This is a genomic window from Luteimicrobium sp. DT211 (assembly GCF_049844995.1).
Taxonomy (GTDB): domain Bacteria; phylum Actinomycetota; class Actinomycetes; order Actinomycetales; family Cellulomonadaceae; genus Luteimicrobium.
The window spans coordinates 217,084-238,585 of the sequence record NZ_JBNCMC010000002.1 but is presented as its reverse complement, the minus strand read 5'-3'; the positions used below and the strand labels follow the sequence as shown (position 1 = coordinate 238,585).

The window sequence follows — 21,502 nt, the reverse complement described above, 5'->3', positions numbered from 1 at the left end:
GATCGCATGCGAAGGTCAGCCCTCACCCGATGTAGCGCCCTCGTGGCGGGCGCCACGCTCGTCGCCGGGCTCGCGCAGCCCGCCGTGGCGGCGTCGAACGGCCACGACACGACCCCTGGCAAGGGTTCAGAGCTGCAGCTGACGCAGTTCGTCAACCCGTTCATCGGCACCGCCGTGTCGTCGACCAGCGGGTACGCCGGGAACGTCAACCCCGGTGCGCAGGTGCCGTTCGGGATGGTCGACTTCGGCCCCGACATGCCCCGCACCAACTTCAACGGCTCGGGCGGCTACCTCACCGCCGCGAACGCGACGAGCGGCAAGGTCAACTTCTTCAGCCTGACCCACCTCAACGGCCCGGGCTGCCCCGGCCAGGGCGTGGTCGGCATGATGCCGGCCTCCACCCCGCAGGCAGTCTCGACCGCGGCCGGCAAGCCCGTCGGCGTCGGCTTCAAGACCGCGACCGAGTCCGCGCACCCCGGCGAGTACGCCGTCACGCTCGACAACAAGGTCGGCGTGGACCTCACGGCCACGACCCGCACGGGCATGGCGCAGTTCACCTACCCGGACAAGGACTCGGGCTACTTCTCGCTCGACACCCGCCTCAACGCGAACAGCAACAGCAGCAGCGGCGCCGGCAAGATCTCCGCGGCGAACACCGCCCTCACCGTCGCCGACGACGGCCGCGTCCTGACCGGCAAGACCGTCGCGCCCGCGTTCTGCACGCCCTACGGCACGCAGTTCAACTCCAACGTGTACTTCTACCTCGAGGCCGACAAGCCCCTGCGCGCGCAGGCGGACGGCAGCACCGTGAACACGGTGAGCAACGGCGCGACGGTGCTCCAGTACGACCTCACGGACAAGGACCCGACGCTGACCGTCCGCGTCGGCATCTCCTCGGTGAGCGTCGCCAACGCGAAGCTCAACCTGAAGACCGAGAACGCCCGCTCGACGTTCGACCAGGTCCGCGCGCAGGCCGACGCGACGTGGAACACGCGACTGAACTCGATCCAGGTCGGCGAGGCCGCGCGTCCCGCGTCCCTGACGGCCGGCCAGCGCACCGACCTCACGAAGTTCTACACGGGTCTCTACCGGGTCTTCGGCTCCCCCACGACGTACTCCGACGTCAACGGCGACTTCCGCAGCATGGAGGCGACGGCCCCGTACCCGAGCGGCGTCGACACCACCGGCGGCGTGCCCGACCGCCCGGTCGCGAACGTGCGCGACTACACGTACAAGAAGCCGGACGGCTCGACCGGACGCTACGCGACCCACTACTCGAGCCTGTCGATGTGGGACACCTACCGGTCGCAGGCGCAGCTCCTCGCGATGCTCGCACCCGACGTCGCGAGCGACGTCATGCAGTCCCTCGTCGTCGACGGCGAGCAGTGCGGGGCGTTCCCGCACTGGGTCGACGCGAGCGACGACTCGACGCCCATGGCTGGTGACAACGCGCTGCCCGTCCTGGCGGCGTCGTACGCGTTCGGGGCGAAGGACTTCGACGTCACGACGGCGGCACGCCTGGCCAAGCAGTCGGTCTTCGACCCGACGAGCAGCTGCAACGGACGCGCGAGCATGTCCGAGCCGGAGACGTACCTGCGCGACGGCTACCACGCCGACGCGACCTCGGCGAACATCGAGCAGTACGCCGGCGACCACGCCGCAGCCGCGTTCTTCTCCGCGCTGCCGGACCGTGTCCTGGCCGACCCGCGGGTCGACGTGACCCAGGCGGACATCGCCAGGCTCGACGACCGCTCGAGCTGGTGGAAGAACATCTTCGACTTCACGAACGGGACCATCGTCGCGCGCAAGGCCCCCACGACGCCGGGCGTCCCGGGGTCGCTCGAGCCCGGCTCCTACCACGAGTCGACCGAGCCGAACTACTTCTGGTCGTTCGGGTACGCCTGGCCCGACCTGATCTCCACCATCGGCGGCAAGACGAGCGCCGTGGACCGGCTCAACACCCTGTTCTCCGTCGACTCCGCGCTCACGAAGGTGCCCACGCTCCAGCAGCTCAACGGCGGCCAGGACTCCCAGGGCTTCTACATGGGCAACGAGATGGGCTTCCCGGCGCCGTGGGCGTACAACTTCGCGGGCAAGCCGGCGTCCACGCAGTACGTGGTGCAGCAGCTCATGCGCACGGCGTTCAGCACGGCCCGTGACGGCCTGCCCGGCAACGACGACATGGGCGCCCTGTCGAGCTGGTACGTGTTCGCGGGCCTCGGCATGTTCCCGGTCTCGCAGGCGGAGGGTGGGCTCGCCCTCTCGACGCCGCAGTTCTCGGACGTGACGCTCCGGCTCGGCAAGCACCAGGTGCGGATCCTCACCGACCAGGACGCCGCGACGTCGCCGTTCATCCGGTCGCTTCGGGTCGACGGCAGGTCGCAGGACCGCTCGTCGCTCTCCCTGGACCGGCTCGTGTCGAGCTCCGCGCTGCGGTACTCGCTGAGCAGCACGGCGACGACCTGGGCGACCACGACGGACCCCACCGGCCCGACCACCTCGCGCACGACGCTGCAGCTCAGCGCCGGAACCCAGACGCAGGGCACGACGGCACCGGTGACGGCCACCGCGGCGGTGACGTTCGGTGACGACGTCGCGCAGCCCGGGACCGTCGTGTTCCGCGACGGCCTCAAGGTTCTGGCGAAGGCACCGCTCGGCGTCGGCGGCGCTGCGACCGTGACGGTCCCGGCGACGACGGGTGTGGGCCTCCACCTCGTCACGGCGACGTTCGTGCCGGCCGACCGGACCCGGGTGACGGGCTCGACGTCGCGGGTCGACCTCCTGTGGGTCGGGCTCGCGCACCACTGAGCGGCTTCCGCGCCCACGGGGGCGGGGGGGGGGGGGGGGGGGGGGGGGGGCCCCCCCCCCCCCCCCCCCCCCCCCCCACGCCCCCGTCGCGTCTCAAGGGGAGGACGACCACCAGGTCGCCGACGAGCGCCACGACGGCCTGCGCCGCACGACCGGCGAACACCCGGGCTACCGGCCGCCTCGAGCACCACCGGTCGAGCTCCTCGACCCGGCAGCCCGCCGAGGTCGCCCTCGCGGGCGGCCCCGAGGAACGCGTCGGCGAGCTCGTCGAACCCGAAGGCCTGCAGGGTCGTCGTGGGCGCCACGGGAGTCCCTCTGGTCGGTCGGAGGCGATCGGCAGGGAACGACGTGTCACATCTTCCCCTCGGCATCCGACGTAGTGGCGTACCCACCTGAGCACGCCCGCGGAAGGACCCGCCATGACCGACGCCCACGCCCTCACCACCTCCTCCCCCCACACCGCCCTGCGCACCGCGGTCCGCGGGCGGGTCTGGCTGCCCGGCGACGACGGCTTCGACGAGGCCCGGCTGCCGTGGAACCGCGCCGTCGACCAGCCGGCTGCCGCGGTCGTCGAGGCCGCCGACGCCGACGACGTGGCCGCGCTGGTCCGGTACGCGGCGGTCCGCGGCGCCACGGTCGCCACCCAGCCGAACGGCCACGGCGCGACGGGTCGCACCCGGGACGCGATCGTCCTGCGCACCGGCCGGCTCGACTCGATCACGGTCGACCCCGCCGCCCGCCGAGCGTTGATCGGCGCGGGCGTCCGCTCGGGTGCCCTGCAGGCAGCCGCCGCCGAGCACGGCCTCACCGCCCTGCCGGGCAGCTCCCCGGTCGTCAGCGTGACGGGCGTCGTCCTCGGGGGCGGCCTCAGCTGGTTCGGCCGCGCATTCGGCTGGGTCGCGGACAGCGTGACCGCGTTCGACGTGATCGATGCCCAGGGCCGGCCCGGGCACGTGACGTCCGCGTCCGACCCGGAGCTGTTCTGGGCGCTGCGCGGGGGCGGCGGCGACTACGCCGTCGTCACGGCCCTCGAGATCGCCCTCCACCCGGCGCCCGAGGCCTACGGGGGCCGCGTCCTGTGGGCGGGCGAGCACACGGCCGCCGTCGTCGACGCGTACCGGGCCCTGACCGCCGACGCGCCGGACGAGCTCACCGCGTGGCTCTCCCTCGCCCAGCTGCCCGGCGCCGACCCGGTGGTCGCGGTCGACGTCGCGTACCTCGGGGGCGAGCTCCAGGGGCGGGCGCTCCTCGCCGCCCTGGACGCCCTCCCGGCGCCGATCGCCGACACGCGGCAGCCCCTGAGCGTCGCCGAGCTCGGCAGCGTCACGGGCGACCCGACGGAGCCGGCCGCCGGGCTCTCACGCACCGAGCTGCTCACCGCCCTCGACGACGACGCCGTCCGCACCCTCCTGGGGAAGCCTCTGGCGCCGCTCGTCGGGGTGCAGGTCCGGCACCTCGGCGGCGCGCTCGCCCGGCCGTCCGACAGCCCTCACGGGCCGCTCACCGAGCCCTATGCCGTCTACTTGTTCGGGCTCCCGCTCGGGCCCGACGTCGCGGCAGCCGTCGCGGCGCGGCAGGCGGAGCTCGCGGCCGAGCTCCCGACGAGCGGACGCAAGCCCGTGACGTTCCTGGCGCCGCACGAGTCGCTCGCCGACGCCCTCGGCGCCGCGTCGCTCGAGCGGCTCCGCGCGCTCAAGGCGGACCGCGACCCGCGCGGCGTGCTGCGGAGCAACTTCCCGGTCCACGGCTGATCCCTGTCACGTTCCCGCCGGCTACCTGGTCGATGGTGCGAGACCCACCATCGGGAGGCACGTCGTGAGAAGGATCCTCGTCGTCGGCGGAGGCTACGCCGGCTTCTACACCGCCTGGCACCTCGAGCGCCGGATGCGCCGCGGGGAGGCGGAGGTGACGCTCGTCGACCCCCGCGGCTACATGACCTACCAGCCGTTCCTCCCCGAGGTGGCGGTCGGGTCGATCGAGCCCCGCCACACGGCGGTGTCGCTGCGCCGGCACCTGCGCCGGACGACCGTCGTGACGGGCTACGTCACCGCGATCGACCACGCCCACCGGGCCGCGACGGTGCGCACCGCCGACGGGCTGCCGCGCACGCTCCACTACGACACGGTCGTCGTGACGGCGGGCGCCGTGACCCGCTCGTACCCCATCCCGGGGCTCGCGGAGGAGGCCATCGGGTTCAAGCACGTCGAGGAGGCCGTCGCCGTCCGCGACCGGCTCCTCACGTCCTTCGAGCGCGCCGCGTGCCTGCCCCCGGGGCCGGCGCGGTCCAAGCTCCTGACGACCGTCGTCGTCGGGGGCGGGTTCACGGGCGTCGAGGTGCTCGGCGAGCTGCTGGGGCTCACGGCGAGCCTCGTGCGCCGGTACCCCGAGATCGACCCGTCGGAGCCGAGCCTGCACCTCGTCGAGGCGCACCACCGGATCCTCCCCGAGGTGTCCGAGCGCCCGGGCCGCTGGGTGGTCCGCCACCTCGAGTCGCGGGGCGCCCACCTCCACCTCGGCACGACGGTCGCCTCCGCGGCGGGCGGGCACGTCGAGCTCGCGGACGGCACCGCCGTCGACGCCGGCCTGCTCGTCTGGGCGGCCGGCAACGGGACCAACCCGGTCGTCGCCCGCCAGACCGACCTGCCGGTCGACGAGCGGGGCCTCGTGGTCACCCGGGCCGACCTGCGGATCGGGACCGACGAGCACCCCGTCCCGGACGCCTGGGCGGCCGGCGACAACGCCGCGATCCCCGACCTCGCGTCGAGCGCCCCCGGGGCCCGCACGGTCCCGAACGCGCAGCACGCCGTCCGCCAGGGCCGCCTCCTCGCGCGGAACATCCTGGCCGACCTCCGAGGACGCCCGCCGCGCCGGTACGTGCACCACAGCCTCGGCACCGTGGCCACGCTGGGGCTCGGCCACGGCATCTTCCAGTACCGGCGGATCGTCGTCACCGGGCTGCCCGCGTGGCTCATGCACCGCTCGTACCACGTCCTCGCGGTCCCCACGTGGGAGCGCAAGATCCGGGTCGCCCTCGGCTGGACGGCGAGCCTGGTGCTCGGCCGCGACATCGTCGCGCTCCCCACCGTCCAGCGGCCACGCGCCGCGTTCCTCGCCGCCGGCGAGCCCGACCTCCTGCTCGACGACGCCGCACCGCGGGACGTGACGTCCGCCACACCCGAACCTGTCACGGCCGAGGCGGCCGCCCGGTCGGTATGACGACCGGGCGGGCACGTCCCGCCCGGGATCCGCACTGTCCAGCAAGACGGAGGGAAGAACCATGAAGATCGTCGTGATCGGCGGCACCGGCCGTATCGGCTCCCAGGTCGTCGCGCAGCTGCGCGAGCAAGGCCACGAGGCCGTGCCCGCGGCGCCCAGCACCGGGGTGAACACCTTGACGGGCGAGGGCCTGGCGGAGGCGCTCGCGGGCGCCGACGCGGTGGCCGACGTGTCCGGCTCCCCCACCTTCGAGCCGGACGAGGTCCTCGACTTCTTCCGGCGCTCGACGAGCAACCTCCTCGCCGCCGAGCAGGCCGCGGGCGTGGGCCGCCACGTCGCGCTCTCGATCGTGGGCACCCGGCGCCAGCCCGAGAACGCGTACTTCCGCGCGAAGGTCGCGCAGGAGGACCTGATCGAGGCGTCGTCGGCGGAGTGGACGATCGTCCACGCCACGCAGTTCTTCGAGTTCCTGCCCACCCTCGCCGACTACCAGACCGTCGACGGCGTGGTCCGCGTCCCGCCTGTCGCGTTCCAGCCGATCGCCACGCGTGACGTCGCCGCCGCGGTCGCGCACGCGGTCCTCAACGGCCCCGCGAGGACCCACGTCGAGGTCGCCGGGCCGGAGCGGTTCCGGTACGACGAGCTGCTCCGCCAGGAGCTCGCCGAGGCGGGCGACCCGCGCGAGGTGGTCACCGACCCGGACGCCCGCTACTGGGGCGCCGTCGTCGACGACCACTCGCTCGTCCCGGAGGGCGAGCACGTGACGCTCGGCGCCACGACCCTCGCGGAGTGGAAGCAGGCCCAGGCCGCGGGCTCGGCGGCCTGACCCCGTGCCAGCGTCAGCGCAGGTCACGGCCGTGCGGCCACCCCTCGCGGGGTGGCGGCACGGCCGGCCCGCGCGCCCTACTCTGGTGCCCGTGACCACCTCTGCGGCGACCGGGACCATGTCGGACGACGACCTGGCCCGCTTCCTCGACGTCCGGCCCCAGCTGTTCGGCATCGCCTACCGGATGCTCGGTTCCGTGGCCGACGCGGAGGACGTCGTCCAGGACGCGTGGATCCGCTGGCAGAGCGCGGACCGCGACGTGGTGAGGAACGCCGCCGCGTTCCTCACCACGACGACCACCCGGCTCGCGATCAACGCCGCCACCACGGCGCGCGCGCGACGCGAGAGCTACGTGGGGCAGTGGCTCCCGGAGCCCGTCGACACCGAGGCGGACCCGCTGCTCGGGGCCGAGCGGGACGAGGCGCTCGAGCTCGCGGTGCTCCTGCTGCTGGAGAAGCTCAACCCCGTGGAGCGCGCGGCGTACGTGCTGCACGAGGCGTTCGCCTACCCGTACCGCCGGATCGCCGAGATCCTCGAGACGTCGGAGCCCAACGCGAGGCAGCTCGCGGGCCGGGCGCGGCGGCGGCTCACGTCGGAGCGCACGTCGCCGGCGCCCGCGGTCGTCCAGCGCCGGCTGCTCGAGGCGTTCGTCGCGGCGGCCCGGACCGGACGCGTCGACGAGCTCGAGCGGGTGTTCGCCGACGACGCGGTCGCCTACTCGGACGGCGGCGGCAAGGTCTACGCGTCGCGCCGCGACATCGTGGGCCGCGCCCGGGTCACCAACTTCCTCGACAACGTGCTCCGCAAGTACTGGTCGCAGTCCACGTTCGATGTCGCCGAGGTCAACGGCGGCCTGGCGCTGGTGCTGCGTGACGCGACGGACGCCCCCGTCGCCGTGCTCGCCACCGACGGGTCGGACGCGGGGATCGAGCGGCTGCTCGTCGTCCTCAACCCCGACAAGCTGGAGCGGTTCCGGCGCTGACCTCCGACCCGACCGGGAGGAACCATGAGCGGCACGACCGGCCAGCCCCTGGGCCCGATGCTGCGGCGTCTGCGGCAGGCCGGCGACCTCACGCTCGAGGCGCTGTCGGCGGCGTCGGGGGTCAGCGACCGCACCCTCAGCGACATCGAGCGCGGCGCCGCGCGGGGCCCGCAGCACCGCACGATGCTCGCCGTCGTCGACGCGCTCGGGCTCGCCCCCGCGGATCGCGAGGCGATGCTCTCGGCGGCCCGGGAAGGACGGCGTCGCGGACAGAGCGAGGCGTCATGGGCCCTCCCCCTGCCTGCGGCGACCCCGGACTTCACGGGCCGGGCAGCCGAGCTCGCGCGCCTGGCCGAGCGCCTTCGCGGCGCCGACGGCCCGGACGGTCTCGTCGGGCTGGTCGTCGGGCCGCCCGGCTACGGCAAGACGACTCTCGCGGTCGAGGCGGCGCGGCGGGCGGCGCACGCGTTCGACGACGTCCTCTTCCTCCGGCTCGGCGGCCACGGGCCCGCGCCGCTCGGGCCTGACGCGGCCGCGGCACGCCTGATCCGGGCACTCACGGGCTCGGCCGCCGCCCACAGCGAGGACCGGGACCGGCTGCGCGCGCTCCTCGCGTCCCGGCGGGTCCTGGTCGTGCTCGACGACGCGACGTCGGAGGCGCAGGTCCGTGGGCTGCTCCCGGGCTCCGGCGGCTCCGCCGTCCTCGCGACCAGCAGGGGCTCGCTGGCCGGGCTCGAGTCCGTCGACCGGCTCCACCTCGAGCGCATGCCGGAGGACGACGCGCGGGCCCTGCTCAGGCGCCTCGTGCCCGGGCAGCAACCCGAGGCGGACGACCTGACGCGACTCACCCGGCTCTGCGACGCCGTCCCCCTCGCGCTGCGCATCGCGGGCAACCGCATCGGCAGCCGGCCCGGCTGGACCGTCGCCCATCTGGCCGACGAGCTCGCCCGCGCGGACCGTCGCCTCGACGTCCTCGTCGCGGGCGACCTGCAGGTCCGGGCCGCGGTGAGCCTGTCCTACGAGCAGCTCGCCCCTGCCGCGAAGCGTCTCTTCGAGCGGCTGGCCCTGATCGACGGCGCGAGCTTCGGCTCCGGTCTCGCGGCGCTCGTGGCCGACGCCGGGCCGGCCCGCGCCGACGCGGGGCTGGAGGAGCTGCTCGCTCTCGGGCTCGTCCAGACCGCCGCCGGCGACCGGTTCGCGCTGCACGACCTCGTGCGCCTGTTCGCGCACGAGCGCCTCGTGCTGCGCGCGGGCACCGAGCCGGAGCGGGTCCGCGCCGACGCCGACGAGCGCGTGCTGCGGACCGCGGTCCGCGCCGGGCGGTGGTTCGAGCCCGAGGTGCAGGGCGAGGGTTCGGCCGACCCCGCGGGCCCCGTGCCGCTCGAGACCCGCGACGAGGCGCGGTCGTGGCTCGTCGAGGAGGCCGACACCTGGCTGCCCGCGCTCCGCCGCGCTGCGCAGGCCGGGCGGCATGCCCTCGTCCTCGACGTCGCGGACTCGTTGCACTGGTTCTCGGACCTCTGGGGGTACTGGCCGCGCTGGCGCGAGGTGTACGCGCTCGCGGTCCGCGCGGCCGAGGCGTCCGGCGAGGCGACGGCCGTGGCGACGCACTCCGGGTACCTGGCCTGGGCGTGCGTGCGGTGCTGCGACGACCCGGTCGCCGGGGCCGAGGCCGCGTCCCGGTCCCGCCGCGTCGCCGAGGAGCTCGGCGACCGGGACCTCCAGGGCTGGGCGTGGTTCTACCTCGCCTGGTGCGCCCGCTCGGGGGGCCGGGCGAAGGAGGCGGTGACAGCGGCCCGCGAGGCGCGTCGGCTCCTGGCGTCGGCGCAGGACCGCGAAGGGCTCCCCCAGACCTACCAGATGGAGGCGCGCGCACTCGCGATGCTGGGCCGCCCGGACGAGGCCCTGACGGCCCTGCAGGAGAGCGTCTCCCTCGCCCTGGACCCTTCGCGCGGACCCCGGGGGCAGGTCGCGCGGCTGACGGCGCTCCACGCCGCCGGCTCGATGGTGCGGCTCGCCGCGGAGGCGGAGGACTGGGAGGTCGTCCGCGCGACGGTCGACGAGCCGATCGACGGCTTCGCCGCCGAGGGCGCAGAGGCGCTCGCCGCCCGCCTGTACCTCTACCGGGCGCGGGCACGGCGTGCGCTCCTCGCCGGCGCGGGCGCGGGCACGGGCTCCGCGAAGGTGCCGCAGGGCCTCGGTCCCGTGGACGACATCACGCGGGCGGCCGTCCTCTTCCGGTCGTGCGGCGACCTCGAGTCGGCGGTCGAGGCCGAGACGCTGCGTCGTGCGTGGCTCGCCCCCGCGCGGGACGCGGCCGAGGCCGCGCACCGACGCTGACGCGCCGTCCGCCCCACCGGGGCGGGGCGGACGGCGCGTCAGCGTGACCCTCAGGCCGCTACCTCGCCCTGAGCCGGCAGCCCGAGGGCGCCCAGGAGCGTCCGGGTGACCTCGTGCGGCCGTGAGACGGCGAGGGCGTGCGACGCGCCCTCGACCTCCCGGGTGGTGCGAGCGCCCGCACGCAGCGCCATGAACCGCTGGAGCTCGGCGGGGATGTTGCGGTCGTCGGCGCCGTAGACGAACCACGACGGCAGCGTCTGCCACGGCGCGTCGGGCGCCATGAGGCTTCCGCGCAGCGCCTCCTCGGTGATCGGCCGCTGGGCGACCGCCATGGTCTGCGCGTAGGCGAGCGGGACGTCCGCGGCGAACTGCTCGGGGAACCGCCCAGGCTCGATCCGCAGGTCGGTCGCCCCGCTCGCGAGCGGGTACGAGTCCAGGGCTGCTCCGAGCGTGCTGCCGGGGAACCGCCCGGACAGCTCGAACGCGGACTCGCCGTCCTGCGGCGCGAACGCGGCCACGTAGACGAGGCCTCGTACCGCCGGGGCGTCGACGGCGGCCTGGGTGATGACCATGCCGCCGTACGAGTGCCCGACGAGCAGGACGGGCCCGCCCACGGCGGCGACGACGTCGCGGACGTAGGCGGCGTCGCCGGCGAGGCTCCGGAGCGGGTTGGCGACGGCGACGGTCTCGACGGACCGGCTGCGCAGCTGCTCGACGACGCCGTCCCAGCTCGAGGAGTCGGCGAACGCGCCGTGGACGAGGACGACGGTGGGGGTGACGGTGCTCATGAGGGTTCCTTCCTTCGATGGGGTGGGGTGCTCACACGGTGCCGAGGGCGACGCGGAGGACGTGCACGGCCTGCTCGACGGCGGCGGTGGCCGCCCGGGACGACCGCAGGGGGTTGAGCATCATGAAGTCGTGGATCGTGCCGTTGTAGCGGACGCTGGTCGTGGGGACGTCGGACTCGGTCAGGAGGCGCGCGTACGCCTCGCCCTCGTCGCGGAGCACGTCGTTCTCGTCGACCAGGACGAACGCCGGCGGCAGCCCCGTCAGCTGGGCGTGGGTGGCCCGGAGCGGCGAGACCGTGATCTCGGAGCGGACGCTCGCGTCCGGCGCGTAGCTGTCCCAGAACCACGCCATGGCGGCGGCCGTGAGGTAGGGCCCGTGCGCGAACTCGACGTAGCTGGGCATGTCCTGCGCGGCGTCGGTGACCGGGTAGTACAGCGACTGGTGGACGAACGTCACGTCGCCCCGGTGCTTGGCGAGGAGCGCGAGCACGGCCGCCATGTTCCCGCCGACCGAGTCGCCCGCGACGGCGAGCCTGCTGGGGTCGAGCCCCAGGGTCTCTCCGTTCGCGACGACCCACCGGGCGGCGGCGTACCCCTGCTCGACGGCCTCGGGGTAGCGGGCCTCCGGCGACCGGCTGTACTCGACGAAGACGACGGCCGCGCGCGCCCCCACGGCGAGCTCGCGGACCAGACGGTCGTGCGTCCCGGCGTTGCCGAGGACCCAGCCGCCGCCGTGCATGTAGAGGACGGCCGGCAGCGGTCCCGTCGACCCCGCCGGGCGGACGATGCGGACGCGGACGTCGCCGACGTCCGCCGGCACGGTGTACCACGCGTCGTCGACGTCCGGCTTGTCGACGGGTGCGGACTGCACGTCGTCGAGGACCTTCCGGGCGCCGTCGGGGCCGAGCTGGTACGGGAACGGCGGCTTCGAGGTGGCGTCGGCGAAGGCCTGCGCCTCGGGCTCGAGCACGGGCTTGCTCATGGGGATCTCCTCCATCGGTCGGTGATGCCTGCGCTTCCAGCCTCGCGACGCGCGGTCGCCGGGACCACGAAGAAGGCACGCAGGACTCGAACCCTGCGTGCGGCCTGCGCCGCGGGAGGTCCCTCGACCCGCATCCGACCGGGCGAACCGGTTTCTCAAGTTTCTCGCGCGATTCGCTTGTCCCGTCGGCCAGCGACCGGGCATTGTCGGTAACCGGTTCCCCACACCGCCGCCGCGACGACGCGGCGCCGGTCGACGACGACACGGAGGCACGACACCGATGAACCCGCAGCCCACCACCAGCCGCCGCGCGCGACGCGCCCGCCTGACAGCGGGCTTCCTCGCCACCCTGCCCGCGCTGGCGCTCGCGACCCCTGCGACGGCGGCGCCCCACCCGAGCCCGCACCCCCACGCGGACGGCGCCGACTTCGTGGTCGCCGCGGACGGCTCCGGGGACGCCACGACGATCCAGCAGGCCGTCGACCTCGCGCCGTCGGGCTCGCCCGCGCGGGTCGAGATCCTCATCCGCCCGGGCGTCTACCACGGGCGGGTCGCCGTCGGCGCGGACAAGCCGAACCTCGCGTTCGTCGGGGCGACCGGCAACCCGCGCGACGTCGTCATCACGGACGACCGCGCGGCCGGGACCCCGAAGCCCGAGGGCGGCACGTGGGGCACCTCCGGCAGCGCGACCGTCACCGTCCAGGGCGCCGGCTTCGAGGCCCGCGACGTCACCTTCGAGAACGCGTTCGACGAGGCCGCGCACCCGGAGTTCTCGGGGCACCAGGCCGTCGCCGTCAAGACCGCGGCCGACAAGGTCGTGTTCGACGACGTCCGGTTCCTCGGCAACCAGGACACGCTGTACCTCGACAGCCCGAGCGCCACGACGCCCGCGCGCGTCTACGTCCGCGACAGCTGGATCCAGGGTGACGTCGACTTCGTGTTCGGCCGCGCCACCGCCGTCATCGACGGTTCCACGATCAAGGCACTCCGCCGCGACAGCACCCCGAACGGGTACGTGTTCGCGCCCAGCACGTCCAAGGAGTTCGCCCACGGGTTCCTCGTCACGGACTCCCGGCTCGTCACCGACGCCGACCGCGGCAGCTACTTCCTCGGCCGGCCGTGGCACCCCAGCAGCGCGCCGGACGACGACCCGCGGGTCGTCGTCCGCGACTCGTTCCTCGGCGCCCACCTCGCCGTGACCGAGCCGTGGGACACCATGTCCGGCTACGACTGGCTGCCGGGCAGCAACGCGGAGTACGACAACCGCGGCCCCGGGGCGCTCGTGACCCCCGACCGGCCGCAGCTGGACGCCGCGGGCGCCGCCGCCAACCGGATCGAGGACTACCTCGCGGGCGACGACGGCTGGACGCCCCAGCGCGACTGCGCCACCGGGCACGAGGGCCGCGCCGCGTGAGCGCGCCGGCGCCGTCCGCGGCCGGCCTCGTGGTGGCCGCGGACGGCTCCGGTGACGCCCGCACCGTCCAGGAGGCCGTCGACCTCGCGCCGTCCGGGTCGGCTCACCGGTTCATCATCCGGATCGAGGCCGGCGTCTACCGCGGGCAGGTCCACGTCGGCCCCGACCGGCCGAACCTCGCGTTCGTCGGCGGGACGGGCGACCCTGCGGACGTCGTGATCGTCGACGACCGCGCCAACGGCACGCCCCACCCGGACGGCGGCACGTGGGGCACCGCCGGCAGCGCGACCCTCACGGTCGCCGGCGACGGGTTCGCCGCGCGCGACGTCACGTTCGCCAACGACTTCGACGACGCCGCGCACCCGGAGCTCGCCGCGAGCCGCCAGGCCGTGGCGGTGCGGACGCTGGCCGACCGCGTGCTGTTCGAGCGCGTCCGCTTCCTCGGCCACCAGGACACGCTGTTCCTCGACACGTCCGCCGTCGAGGTCCCCGCCCGCGTGTACCTGCGGGACTGCTGGATCGAGGGCGACGTCGACTTCGTCTTCGGGCGTGCGACGGCCGTCGTCGAGCGCTCGACGATCCGGGCGCTGGCCCGCGACGCCACCCCGAGCGGCTACCTGCTCGCCCCGAGCACCACCGCGGGGAGGCCGCACGGGTTCCTCGTCACCGACAGCCGCCTCGTCTCCGACGCACCCCCGGGCACCTACCACCTGGGCCGGCCGTGGCACCCCAGCAGCGCGCCCGACAACGACCCGCGCGTCGTCGTCCGCGACTCGTACCTCGGGGCGCACCTGCGCCGGCCCGACGCGTGGGCGCCCATGCACGGCTACGAGTGGACGCCGGGCCGGTACGCCGAGCTCCACAACCGCGGGCCCGGCGCCCTGCTGACGCCCCGACGCCCCCAGCTGGACGCCGACCACGCGTGGGCGCACACCGCCGACGCCTACCTCGCGGGCGACGACGGGTGGGCGCCGCGGCGGGACGGCGCTCGCCGCGGGTAGCGGGATGCGGTCCCCCGCCACCCTCGGTGCGCCTGCCTGGACGGCGCTCGCCGACTGGGGCACGCTCGACGGCGGGGACGGATCTGTCCCCGCCCATCCCGAAAGGATGCTGATGTCCCAGAATCCCGAGCAGCACGGCGTCGTCCCCACGGACGACGAGACCGGCCAGCCCGTCGAGGACGCCTGCCCCGTCCCGCACCGGCAGCGCGCCCCGCACCCGACGAGCGGGAACGCGAACAGCGGCTGGTGGCCCGAACGGCTCAACCTCAAGGTCCTCGCCAAGAACCCCGCGGTCGCGAACCCGCTCGGCGAGGAGTTCGACTACGTCGCGGCGTTCGAGGCGCTCGAGCTCGGGACGGTCAAGAAGGACATCGCCGACGTCCTCACCACCTCGCAGGACTGGTGGCCCGCGGACTTCGGCCACTACGGCCCGCTGGTGATCCGCATGGCGTGGCACAGCGCCGGCACCTACCGCGTGACCGACGGCCGAGGCGGCGGCAGCACCGGCCAGCAGCGGTTCGCGCCGCTCAACAGCTGGCCGGACAACGTGAGCCTCGACAAGGCGCGCCGCCTGCTGTGGCCCGTGAAGAAGAAGTACGGTCGGAGCGTCTCCTGGGCCGACCTCATGATCCTCGCCGGCAACGTGGCGCTCGAGACCATGGGCTTCGAGACCCTCGGCTTCGCGGGCGGCCGCGTCGACGCCTGGGAGCCCGACGACGACGTGTACTGGGGTCCCGAGACCACCTGGCTCGGCGACGAGCGCTACCACGGCGACCACGAGCTCGAGAAGCCGCTCGCCGCGGTGCAGATGGGGCTGATCTACGTCAACCCCGAGGGCCCCGCCGGGAACCCGGACCCGCTCGCGTCCGCCCGGGACGTACGCGAGACCTTCGGACGCATGGCGATGGACGACGAGGAGACGGTCGCCCTCATCGCCGGCGGCCACACGTTCGGCAAGACGCACGGCGCCGCGCCGGACAGCCACGTCGGTGCGGCGCCCGAGGCGGCGGGCCTGGAGGAGCAAGGCTTCGGCTGGACGAGCTCGCACGGCTCCGGCACGGGAGACGACACCATCACCTCGGGCCTCGAGGTCACGTGGACCTACCACCCGACCCGGTGGGACAACGAGTTCTTCCACATCCTGTTCGCCTACGAGTGGGAGCTCATGGAGTCGCCGGCAGGCGCCCAGCAGTGGCGCCCGGTCGACGGCGGCGGCGCCGACATGGTCCCGCTCGCCCACTCGGACGGCCGCCGCGAGCCGCGGATGCTCACCTCCGACCTCGCGCTGCGCGTCGACCCGGTGTACGAGCCGATCGCCCGCCGGTTCAAGGACGACCAGGCCGCCTTCGCGGCGGCGTTCGCGCGCGCCTGGTTCAAGCTGACCCACCGCGACATGGGCCCGGTCGCCCGGTACGCCGGCCCCGAGGTCCCCACGGAGCAGTTCCTGTGGCAGGACCCCCTGCCCGACGTCGCGGCCGTCCTCACCGCCGCCGACGTCGCGAGCCTCAAGGCCGCCGTCCGGGCCTCGGACCTCACGGTCCCCGAGCTCGTGTCGACGGCGTGGGCGTCCGCCGCGTCGTTCCGCGGCAGCGACCGGCGCGGCGGCGCCAACGGGGCGCGCGTCCGCCTCGTCCCGCAGAAGGACTGGGCGGTCAACAACCCGGAACAGCTCGCCCGCGTGCTCGCGAGCCTCGAGGAGATCAAGGACGCCTCGGGCACCGACGTCTCGCTCGCGGACCTCATCGTCCTCGCGGGCGGGGTCGGCGTCGAGCAGGCCGCTCGTGCGGCCGGGTTCGACGTCGAGGTGCCCTTCACGCCGGGCCGCGTGGACGCCACGCAGGAGCAGACCGACGTCGAGTCCTTCGGCTACCTCGAGCCCCTCGCCGACGGGTTCCGCAACTATGTCGGGCCGGACGCCACCATGCCGGCGGAGTACCACCTCGTCGACCGCGCGAACCTCCTCACGCTCACCGCGCCCGAGACGACGGTGCTCGTCGGGGGCCTCCGGGTGCTCGGCGCGACCTACGACGGCTCGTCCCACGGGGTGCTCACCACGCGGCCGGGGGTGCTGACGAACGACTTCTTCGTCAACCTCCTCGACATGGGCACCCGGTGGACCGCCCTCGACCCCGGCAAGCACGCCTACCAGGGCACCGACCGCGCCACGGGCGAGCGCACCTGGCTCGGCACGCGTGCCGACCTGGTCTTCGGGGCGAACTCCGAGCTGCGTGCCGTCGCCGAGGTCTACGCGTCCGACGACGCGGGGCGCCAGCTCGTCGACGACTTCGTCGCCGCCTGGGTCAAGGTCATGGAGCTCGACCGCTTCGACCTGCACCGCTGACCCGCAGCACGGCGGGCCGCCGGCCGGGACGCTCCCGGCCGACGGCCCGCCGTCGTCGGCACCGTCAGCGCGGGGTGAGCCGGTACGCGCGCGAGCCGCGCCCCCATGCGGCCACCAGGTCCTCGGGGACCGGGGTGCCGTCGTCGGCGCGGCGGACGTCGTTGAGCGACGCGAACGTCCCGTTCTCCCGGCACATGACCGCGTAGGCCGCAACGACGTCGGCCTTCGACGTGAGGACCTCGACGTCCACGGTCCGACGCCGGCCCCGCAGCCGGACCTCGAGCGGCTCCCCCGTGCGCAGGTTCCGCCCCCAGCGCGCCGGGGTGCCGATCAGCAGCGCGCCGTCGTGCCGGACGTACGCCACAGGCAGGGTGTATCGGTTCCCGGACTTCCGCCCGACGACGTAGAGGGTGACCAGGCGGCGACCGGCCAGGCGGTCGAGCCCCGGGGTCCGGAGCACCCCGCGCACGACCCGGTTCGCGAGGCCTTGCGCCGCGATCTTCCGGGTCTCCCCGTCGGCCTGCGGGACGTCGCTGGTGGTGGGCTCGCTCATGTCGTCTTCTCCTCGTCGTTACGTTGGTCGCGTGCGATGCGTCTACCCGTAGACGGAGGACGACACACCGGAGGTAACACGCGTGAACGACGCAGAGCTCTTCGAACCGCACCGCGCGCACCTGCGCGGGGTGGCGTACCGGATGCTCGGTTCGCTGTCCGAGGCCGACGACGCCGTGCAGGAGGCCTGGCTGCGCTACGCCCGGTCGGACACGGACGAGGTCGCGAACCTGCGCGCCTGGCTCACCACCGTCGTGTCCCGGGTCTGCCTCGACATGCTGCGCTCGCGGGCGTCGCGGCGCGAGGACCCCCTCGACGTGCACGTGCCCGACCCTGTGGTGCGGCCGCTCCCGGGGGCCCACGACGGCGCGCCCGACGGTCCCGAGGACCAGGCCCTCCTCTCCGACTCCGTGGGCCTCGCGCTGCTGGTGGTCCTCGACACGCTGTCGCCGTCCGAGCGGCTCGCGTTCGTGCTGCACGACGTGTTCGCGGTGCCGTTCGACGAGATCGGCGTCGTCCTCGAGCGGTCCCCCGGCGCCGCGAAGCAGCTCGCCAGCCGGGCCCGGGGCCGGCTGCGCGCAGCGGGCCCGCACGCCGACCCGGGCCGCGTGCGCGGCACCGACGCCCGGCGCCACCGCGACGTCGTGGAGGCGTTCGTCGCCGCGTCGCGCGACGGCGACCTCGACCGCCTCGCCCGCATGCTCGCCCCCGACGTGACGCTCCGCGCCGACGCCGGTGCCGGTCCCGCGGGGCCGTCGCGCACCGTGCGGGGCGCCGAGAGCGTCGTCGCCGCGTCGAGGCAGTTCGCGTCGCTCGCGTCGGCCGCGCGCCTGGTCCTCGTGAACGGGGTCGCCGGGGTGCTCGTCGCCCCGCGCGGCAAGCCCTTCGCCGTCCTGGGCTTCACCGTCGACGACGGCCGCATCACCGAGATCGACGTCCTCGCCGACCCGGAGCGGATCGCGCGGCTCGACCTCGCCGCCGCGCTCGGCTGACGTCGGGACGCACCCCTCGCCCGGGGACGGGGTGACCTCCTGACCTCCTGCGCGCTGGGCTGCCGCCCCCGATCTACGCTGGGGTGGTGAGTGACGGGCCGCGCACGGCCCCGGCTTTCACCGAGCTCGACCGGCTGCTGCTCGATGCCAAGCTCACCGTGCCCCGACGACCGACGACGGCGATCAGTCGCGCCGACCTGATCGACGCTGCCCGGGCGGGCGGCCGTCGCGTGGTCGCCGTGACGGCGCCGGCCGGCTACGGGAAGTCCACCCTGCTGTCCGAGTGGGCAGCGCGGGAGGACCGCGCCGTCGTCTGGGTGTCGCTCGACCCGCTCGACGACGCCCCCCTGAACCTGTTGGTGCTGCTGGCGTCCGCGCTCGCCCGGTCGGGCGGCGGGCCGCACGGTCTCCCGGCCGAGATGGCGGGGCCTGGAGGCGCGCTGCTCGGCCGGGCAGCGCCGCGCCTCGCTGCGGCTCTGCGCGGCGCGCCCAGGCCCTTCGTCCTGCTGCTCGACGACCTGCACGAGCTCCGCTCGGCGGAGTGCCACGACGTTCTCGAGGTCGTGGTCGGCGGGGTACCGCGAGGGTCGCAGCTCGTGGTGGCCAGCCGGCACGAGCAGCCCCACCTGCCCCATCTGCGGGCCTCCGGCGAGACGTACGAGATCGTCGCGCGCGATCTCGAGCTGGATGTCGCCGCCACCTCGCAGGTCTTCGCCTCGTCCCGGGTGCCGATCTCGCGCGCGTCCGCCGAGGAGATCACCCGACGCACGGAGGGCTGGCCGGCCGGGATCTACCTGGCATCGCTGGTCGCCAGGGCCGGAGACGGCGACGACACGACGGTCACGGGCGCGGATCCCTACGTGGCCGACTATCTGCAGCTCGAGGCCTTCCGCGGGCTCGCCGCGCCGCTCCGGCGGTTCCTCCGACGCACCGCGGTGCTCGAGAACCTCTGCGCCGAGCTCTGCGACGCCGTGCTCGCGGAGCGGACCTCGCGCGCTCGGCTGCGCGAGGTCGAGCGGGTCAGCCTCTTCCTGGTACCGCTCGACGCGCACCGTGGGTGGTTCCGCTACCACGCGTTGTTCCGTGAGTTCCTCTTGGCCGACCTGCTCTCGACGGAGCCCGACCTGGTCGAGCCGCTCAGGATCCGGGCGGCCGACTGGTACGAGGCCCACGGGTCGCCCGCGCGCGCCATCGAGCAGCTGCTCGCGACGTCGGCGCGCGACCGTTGCGTCCGGCTCGTCACCGCGGTCCTGATGCCGTTGTTCCAGGCCGGTCAGCTCGCTACGGTCCGGCGGTGGCTGCTGAGCATCGGCGACGACGCGATCGCCGACTACCCTCCCCTCGTCCCGCTCGCAGGCTATGTCGCCGTGTACGAGGGTCACGCCGTCGAGGCGGAACGCTGGGGGCGGGTCGCCGACGCAACGTCGTTCGACGGCGAGATGCCCGACGGCACCGCCGCTTTCGCGTCGGCCCGCGCCATGTTCCGCGCCCTGCGGTGCCCCGAGGGTCCGGCGCGGATGCTCGCGGACGCCCAGACGGCGCTCGACGCCGAGCCCGCGTGGAGCGCGTGGCGCGACACCGCACTGACGCTGAGCGGGGAAGCGCATCTGCTCGTCGGGGAGATCCCCGCCGCTCGCCGGGACCTCGAGCTCGCGGTGGCTGCCGCGGCCGAGACGGGCAACGGCGGCATGCTCGTCCTCGCCGAGGCGCACCTCGCCCAGCTCGACATGGACGGCGGACGCTGGGACGGCGCCCGAGACCACGTCGGGCGCGCCCTCGATGCCGTGGCAGCGCGCCGGACCGACGACTACCCGACGAGCGCGCTGGGGTTCGCGGTCGGCGCACGGCTCGCGCTCCACGACGGCGACCTCGCACGGACGGACGGGCTCCTGACACGTGCGATGCGGGCACGGGCCTTCTGCTCCTACGCGTTCCCCACCCTCGCCGTGCGGTCCCGCCTCGTCATCGCGCGGACGAGCTGGGCGCGCGGGGACGTGGCTGCGGTCCGGTACCTCCTGCGCGAGATCGCCGACGTCCTGGTCCACCGGCCCGCCCTCGGACTGCTCGCCGACGAGGTCGCCGACCTGCGCAAGGAGCAGGACACGAACACCCACGACCGCGTCGGCGCCGGTGGGGGCTCGCCCCTGTCGCCCGCCGAGCTCCGGCTCCTCCCCTACCTGCAGACGCACCTGACGATCCGGGAGGTCGGCGAGCGGCTGTTCGTCTCCCGCAACACCGCGAGCTCGCAGATCGCGTCGATCTACCGCAAGCTCGGCGTGTCGTGCCGGGGAGACGCCGTCCACCGGGCCGCCGCGATGGGCCTCCTCGGCGCGTGACACGTCAGGTCGGCTCCTCGCCGTCGGCCGGACCGCCGAGCGCGAGCGCGAGCAACGGGGCCGCCACGACGACGCCCGGTAGGCCGACGATCGGGATCACCGCGACCAGCACGTCCACGATCTCCGCCGTCGTGGCCCCGGCACGGACCGCCCTGTCGACCTCGCTGCCGTACGTCGGTTCGGCGCCACCCACCGCCACCAGCGCGGCCAACCGCACCAGCGCGACGTTCTTCGGCTCGAGTGCCGAGAGCTCGAGCGCCTCCTCGTCGCCGAGGCGCGTGTCGTTGATCGCGAGGCGCCGCAGCCGGTCGGCGTCGTCCACGGCGCGCTCCTTCGGTCGGGCGACAGGGTCCCCACCATTGAGCGCCCGGTCGCCCCGGCGCCGCATCACACCGATGACGTGAAGGCCACCCCGCCCACGATCTTCACGCGTTCTGTGTGACGACCGGCGCGGCCGTGCGGCGAGACGCTGATGGCACGACCCGACGCCGCTCGGCGCGGGCGCGCTCCTCGGACGAAGGGCACTCCGATGAACAGCTTCATGGACTGGTTCTGGCTCATGGTCTGGTGGTTCGCGTTCGTGATGTACCTGATCGTGCTCTTCCAGATCATCGGCGACCTGTTCCGCGACCGCGGGCTCAGCGGCTGGTGGAAGGCGTTGTGGCTGTTCCTGCTCATCGTGGTCCCGTTCATCTCCGCGCTCGTCTACCTCATCGTGCGTGGCAAGGGCATGGCCGAACGGCACGCCCAGCGGCTGACGGACGCCCAGGCGAGCACCGACGCGTACATCCGCGACGTCGCCGGCACCCAGCCCACCAAGCAGATCGCCGACGCCAAGGCGCTCCTCGACTCCGGAGCCATCGACGAGCAGGAGTACGCGACCCTGAAGGCGCGCGCGCTCGCCTGAGCTCCCCCGCACGCGCC

16 protein-coding genes are annotated in these 21,502 nt (G+C 74.5%); 12 read left to right on the top strand and 4 right to left on the bottom strand.

The features are described from left to right. Positions 1 to 6: 6 nt before the first annotated feature. From ACLQ14_RS05200 to ACLQ14_RS05175, 6 genes are all read left to right on the top strand, one after another. Positions 7 to 2,808: a glycoside hydrolase domain-containing protein gene (locus ACLQ14_RS05200; RefSeq protein ID WP_425810596.1), complete on the top strand. Its 2,802-nt coding sequence runs from the start codon at positions 7 to 9 to the stop codon at positions 2,806 to 2,808. 419 nt (positions 2,809 to 3,227) lie between these two features. Beyond that, positions 3,228 to 4,559, top strand: coding sequence for an FAD-binding oxidoreductase (locus ACLQ14_RS05195; protein WP_425810594.1), 1,332 nt, complete (start codon positions 3,228 to 3,230; stop codon positions 4,557 to 4,559). A 64-nt stretch (positions 4,560 to 4,623) separates the two neighbouring features. Next, a complete protein-coding gene (locus ACLQ14_RS05190; RefSeq protein WP_425810592.1) occupies positions 4,624 to 6,024 on the top strand; it encodes an NAD(P)/FAD-dependent oxidoreductase in 1,401 nt (466 codons plus the stop codon). 61 nt (positions 6,025 to 6,085) lie between these two features. Next, positions 6,086 to 6,850 carry an SDR family oxidoreductase gene (locus tag ACLQ14_RS05185; RefSeq protein ID WP_425810589.1) on the top strand — a complete coding sequence of 255 codons (765 nt, stop codon included), beginning with the start codon at positions 6,086 to 6,088 and terminating at the stop codon, positions 6,848 to 6,850. Between the two features lie 91 nt (positions 6,851 to 6,941). Then, the gene (locus ACLQ14_RS05180) at positions 6,942 to 7,832 is read left to right on the top strand and encodes an RNA polymerase sigma-70 factor (RefSeq protein ID WP_425810587.1); all 891 of its coding nucleotides are present in this window, start codon (positions 6,942 to 6,944) and stop codon (positions 7,830 to 7,832) included. Positions 7,833 to 7,856: 24 nt separating this feature from the next. Then, positions 7,857 to 10,172, top strand: a complete 2,316-nt coding sequence (locus ACLQ14_RS05175) for a helix-turn-helix domain-containing protein (protein WP_425810585.1) — start codon at positions 7,857 to 7,859, stop codon at positions 10,170 to 10,172. Positions 10,173 to 10,222: 50 nt separating this feature from the next. Here ACLQ14_RS05175 and ACLQ14_RS05170 read toward each other — a convergent pair whose 3' ends face one another. Together ACLQ14_RS05170 and ACLQ14_RS05165 are read right to left on the bottom strand one after the other, a co-directional pair. Further along, positions 10,223 to 10,960, bottom strand: coding sequence for an alpha/beta fold hydrolase (locus tag ACLQ14_RS05170; protein ID WP_425810583.1), 738 nt, complete (start codon positions 10,958 to 10,960; stop codon positions 10,223 to 10,225). A gap of 31 nt (positions 10,961 to 10,991) precedes the next feature. After that, on the bottom strand, positions 10,992 to 11,942 hold the full coding sequence (locus ACLQ14_RS05165) for an alpha/beta hydrolase (protein WP_425810581.1): 951 nt from the start codon (positions 11,940 to 11,942) through the stop codon (positions 10,992 to 10,994). Positions 11,943 to 12,222: 280 nt separating this feature from the next. Here ACLQ14_RS05165 and ACLQ14_RS05160 point away from each other — a divergent pair, with 280 nt between their 5' ends. The 3 genes from ACLQ14_RS05160 to katG all read left to right on the top strand — a co-directional run bounded on the left by ACLQ14_RS05160 (position 12,223) and on the right by katG (position 16,698). Further along, on the top strand, positions 12,223 to 13,356 hold the full coding sequence (locus tag ACLQ14_RS05160) for a pectinesterase family protein (RefSeq protein ID WP_425810579.1): 1,134 nt from the start codon (positions 12,223 to 12,225) through the stop codon (positions 13,354 to 13,356). After that, a complete protein-coding gene (locus ACLQ14_RS05155; protein WP_425810577.1) occupies positions 13,353 to 14,357 on the top strand; it encodes a pectinesterase family protein in 1,005 nt (334 codons plus the stop codon). Before ACLQ14_RS05160 ends, ACLQ14_RS05155 begins: the two co-directional genes overlap by 4 nt. Before the next feature lie 112 nt (positions 14,358 to 14,469). Beyond that, on the top strand, positions 14,470 to 16,698 hold the full coding sequence (gene katG / locus ACLQ14_RS05150; RefSeq protein WP_425810575.1) for a catalase/peroxidase HPI: 2,229 nt from the start codon (positions 14,470 to 14,472) through the stop codon (positions 16,696 to 16,698). 64 nt (positions 16,699 to 16,762) lie between these two features. Here the strand turns inward: katG and ACLQ14_RS05145 are convergent, their stop codons facing one another. Next, a complete protein-coding gene (locus tag ACLQ14_RS05145; protein WP_425810573.1) occupies positions 16,763 to 17,251 on the bottom strand; it encodes a hypothetical protein in 489 nt (162 codons plus the stop codon). 82 nt (positions 17,252 to 17,333) lie between these two features. Here ACLQ14_RS05145 and ACLQ14_RS05140 point away from each other — a divergent pair, with 82 nt between their 5' ends. Both ACLQ14_RS05140 and ACLQ14_RS05135 read left to right on the top strand, forming a co-directional pair. Beyond that, positions 17,334 to 18,242, top strand: coding sequence for a sigma-70 family RNA polymerase sigma factor (locus tag ACLQ14_RS05140; RefSeq protein ID WP_425810571.1), 909 nt, complete (start codon positions 17,334 to 17,336; stop codon positions 18,240 to 18,242). Between the two features lie 86 nt (positions 18,243 to 18,328). After that, a complete protein-coding gene (locus tag ACLQ14_RS05135; protein ID WP_425810569.1) occupies positions 18,329 to 20,578 on the top strand; it encodes an AAA family ATPase in 2,250 nt (749 codons plus the stop codon). 4 nt (positions 20,579 to 20,582) lie between these two features. Here the strand turns inward: ACLQ14_RS05135 and ACLQ14_RS05130 are convergent, their stop codons facing one another. Beyond that, positions 20,583 to 20,900, bottom strand: coding sequence for a carboxymuconolactone decarboxylase family protein (locus tag ACLQ14_RS05130; protein WP_425810567.1), 318 nt, complete (start codon positions 20,898 to 20,900; stop codon positions 20,583 to 20,585). A 207-nt stretch (positions 20,901 to 21,107) separates the two neighbouring features. On the opposite strand from ACLQ14_RS05130, the gene ACLQ14_RS05125 reads away from it, so the two are divergent. Next, positions 21,108 to 21,485, top strand: coding sequence for a hypothetical protein (locus tag ACLQ14_RS05125; RefSeq protein ID WP_425810565.1), 378 nt, complete (start codon positions 21,108 to 21,110; stop codon positions 21,483 to 21,485). Positions 21,486 to 21,502: the final 17 nt, after the last annotated feature.

What these genes read in the sequence shown, in the direction of transcription:
- ACLQ14_RS05200 (WP_425810596.1), top strand. Translation starts at nt 7, where the DNA reads ATGCGAAGGTCAGCCCTCACCCGATGTAGCGCCCTCGTGGCGGGCGCC.
- ACLQ14_RS05195 (WP_425810594.1), top strand. Translation starts at nt 3,228, where the DNA reads ATGACCGACGCCCACGCCCTCACCACCTCCTCCCCCCACACCGCCCTG.
- ACLQ14_RS05185 (WP_425810589.1), top strand. Translation starts at nt 6,086, where the DNA reads ATGAAGATCGTCGTGATCGGCGGCACCGGCCGTATCGGCTCCCAGGTC.
- ACLQ14_RS05175 (WP_425810585.1), top strand. Translation starts at nt 7,857, where the DNA reads ATGAGCGGCACGACCGGCCAGCCCCTGGGCCCGATGCTGCGGCGTCTG.
- ACLQ14_RS05170 (WP_425810583.1), bottom strand. Translation starts at nt 10,960, where the DNA reads ATGAGCACCGTCACCCCCACCGTCGTCCTCGTCCACGGCGCGTTCGCC.
- ACLQ14_RS05165 (WP_425810581.1), bottom strand. Translation starts at nt 11,942, where the DNA reads ATGAGCAAGCCCGTGCTCGAGCCCGAGGCGCAGGCCTTCGCCGACGCC.
- ACLQ14_RS05160 (WP_425810579.1), top strand. Translation starts at nt 12,223, where the DNA reads ATGAACCCGCAGCCCACCACCAGCCGCCGCGCGCGACGCGCCCGCCTG.
- katG (WP_425810575.1), top strand. Translation starts at nt 14,470, where the DNA reads ATGTCCCAGAATCCCGAGCAGCACGGCGTCGTCCCCACGGACGACGAG.
- ACLQ14_RS05145 (WP_425810573.1), bottom strand. Translation starts at nt 17,251, where the DNA reads ATGAGCGAGCCCACCACCAGCGACGTCCCGCAGGCCGACGGGGAGACC.
- ACLQ14_RS05125 (WP_425810565.1), top strand. Translation starts at nt 21,108, where the DNA reads ATGAACAGCTTCATGGACTGGTTCTGGCTCATGGTCTGGTGGTTCGCG.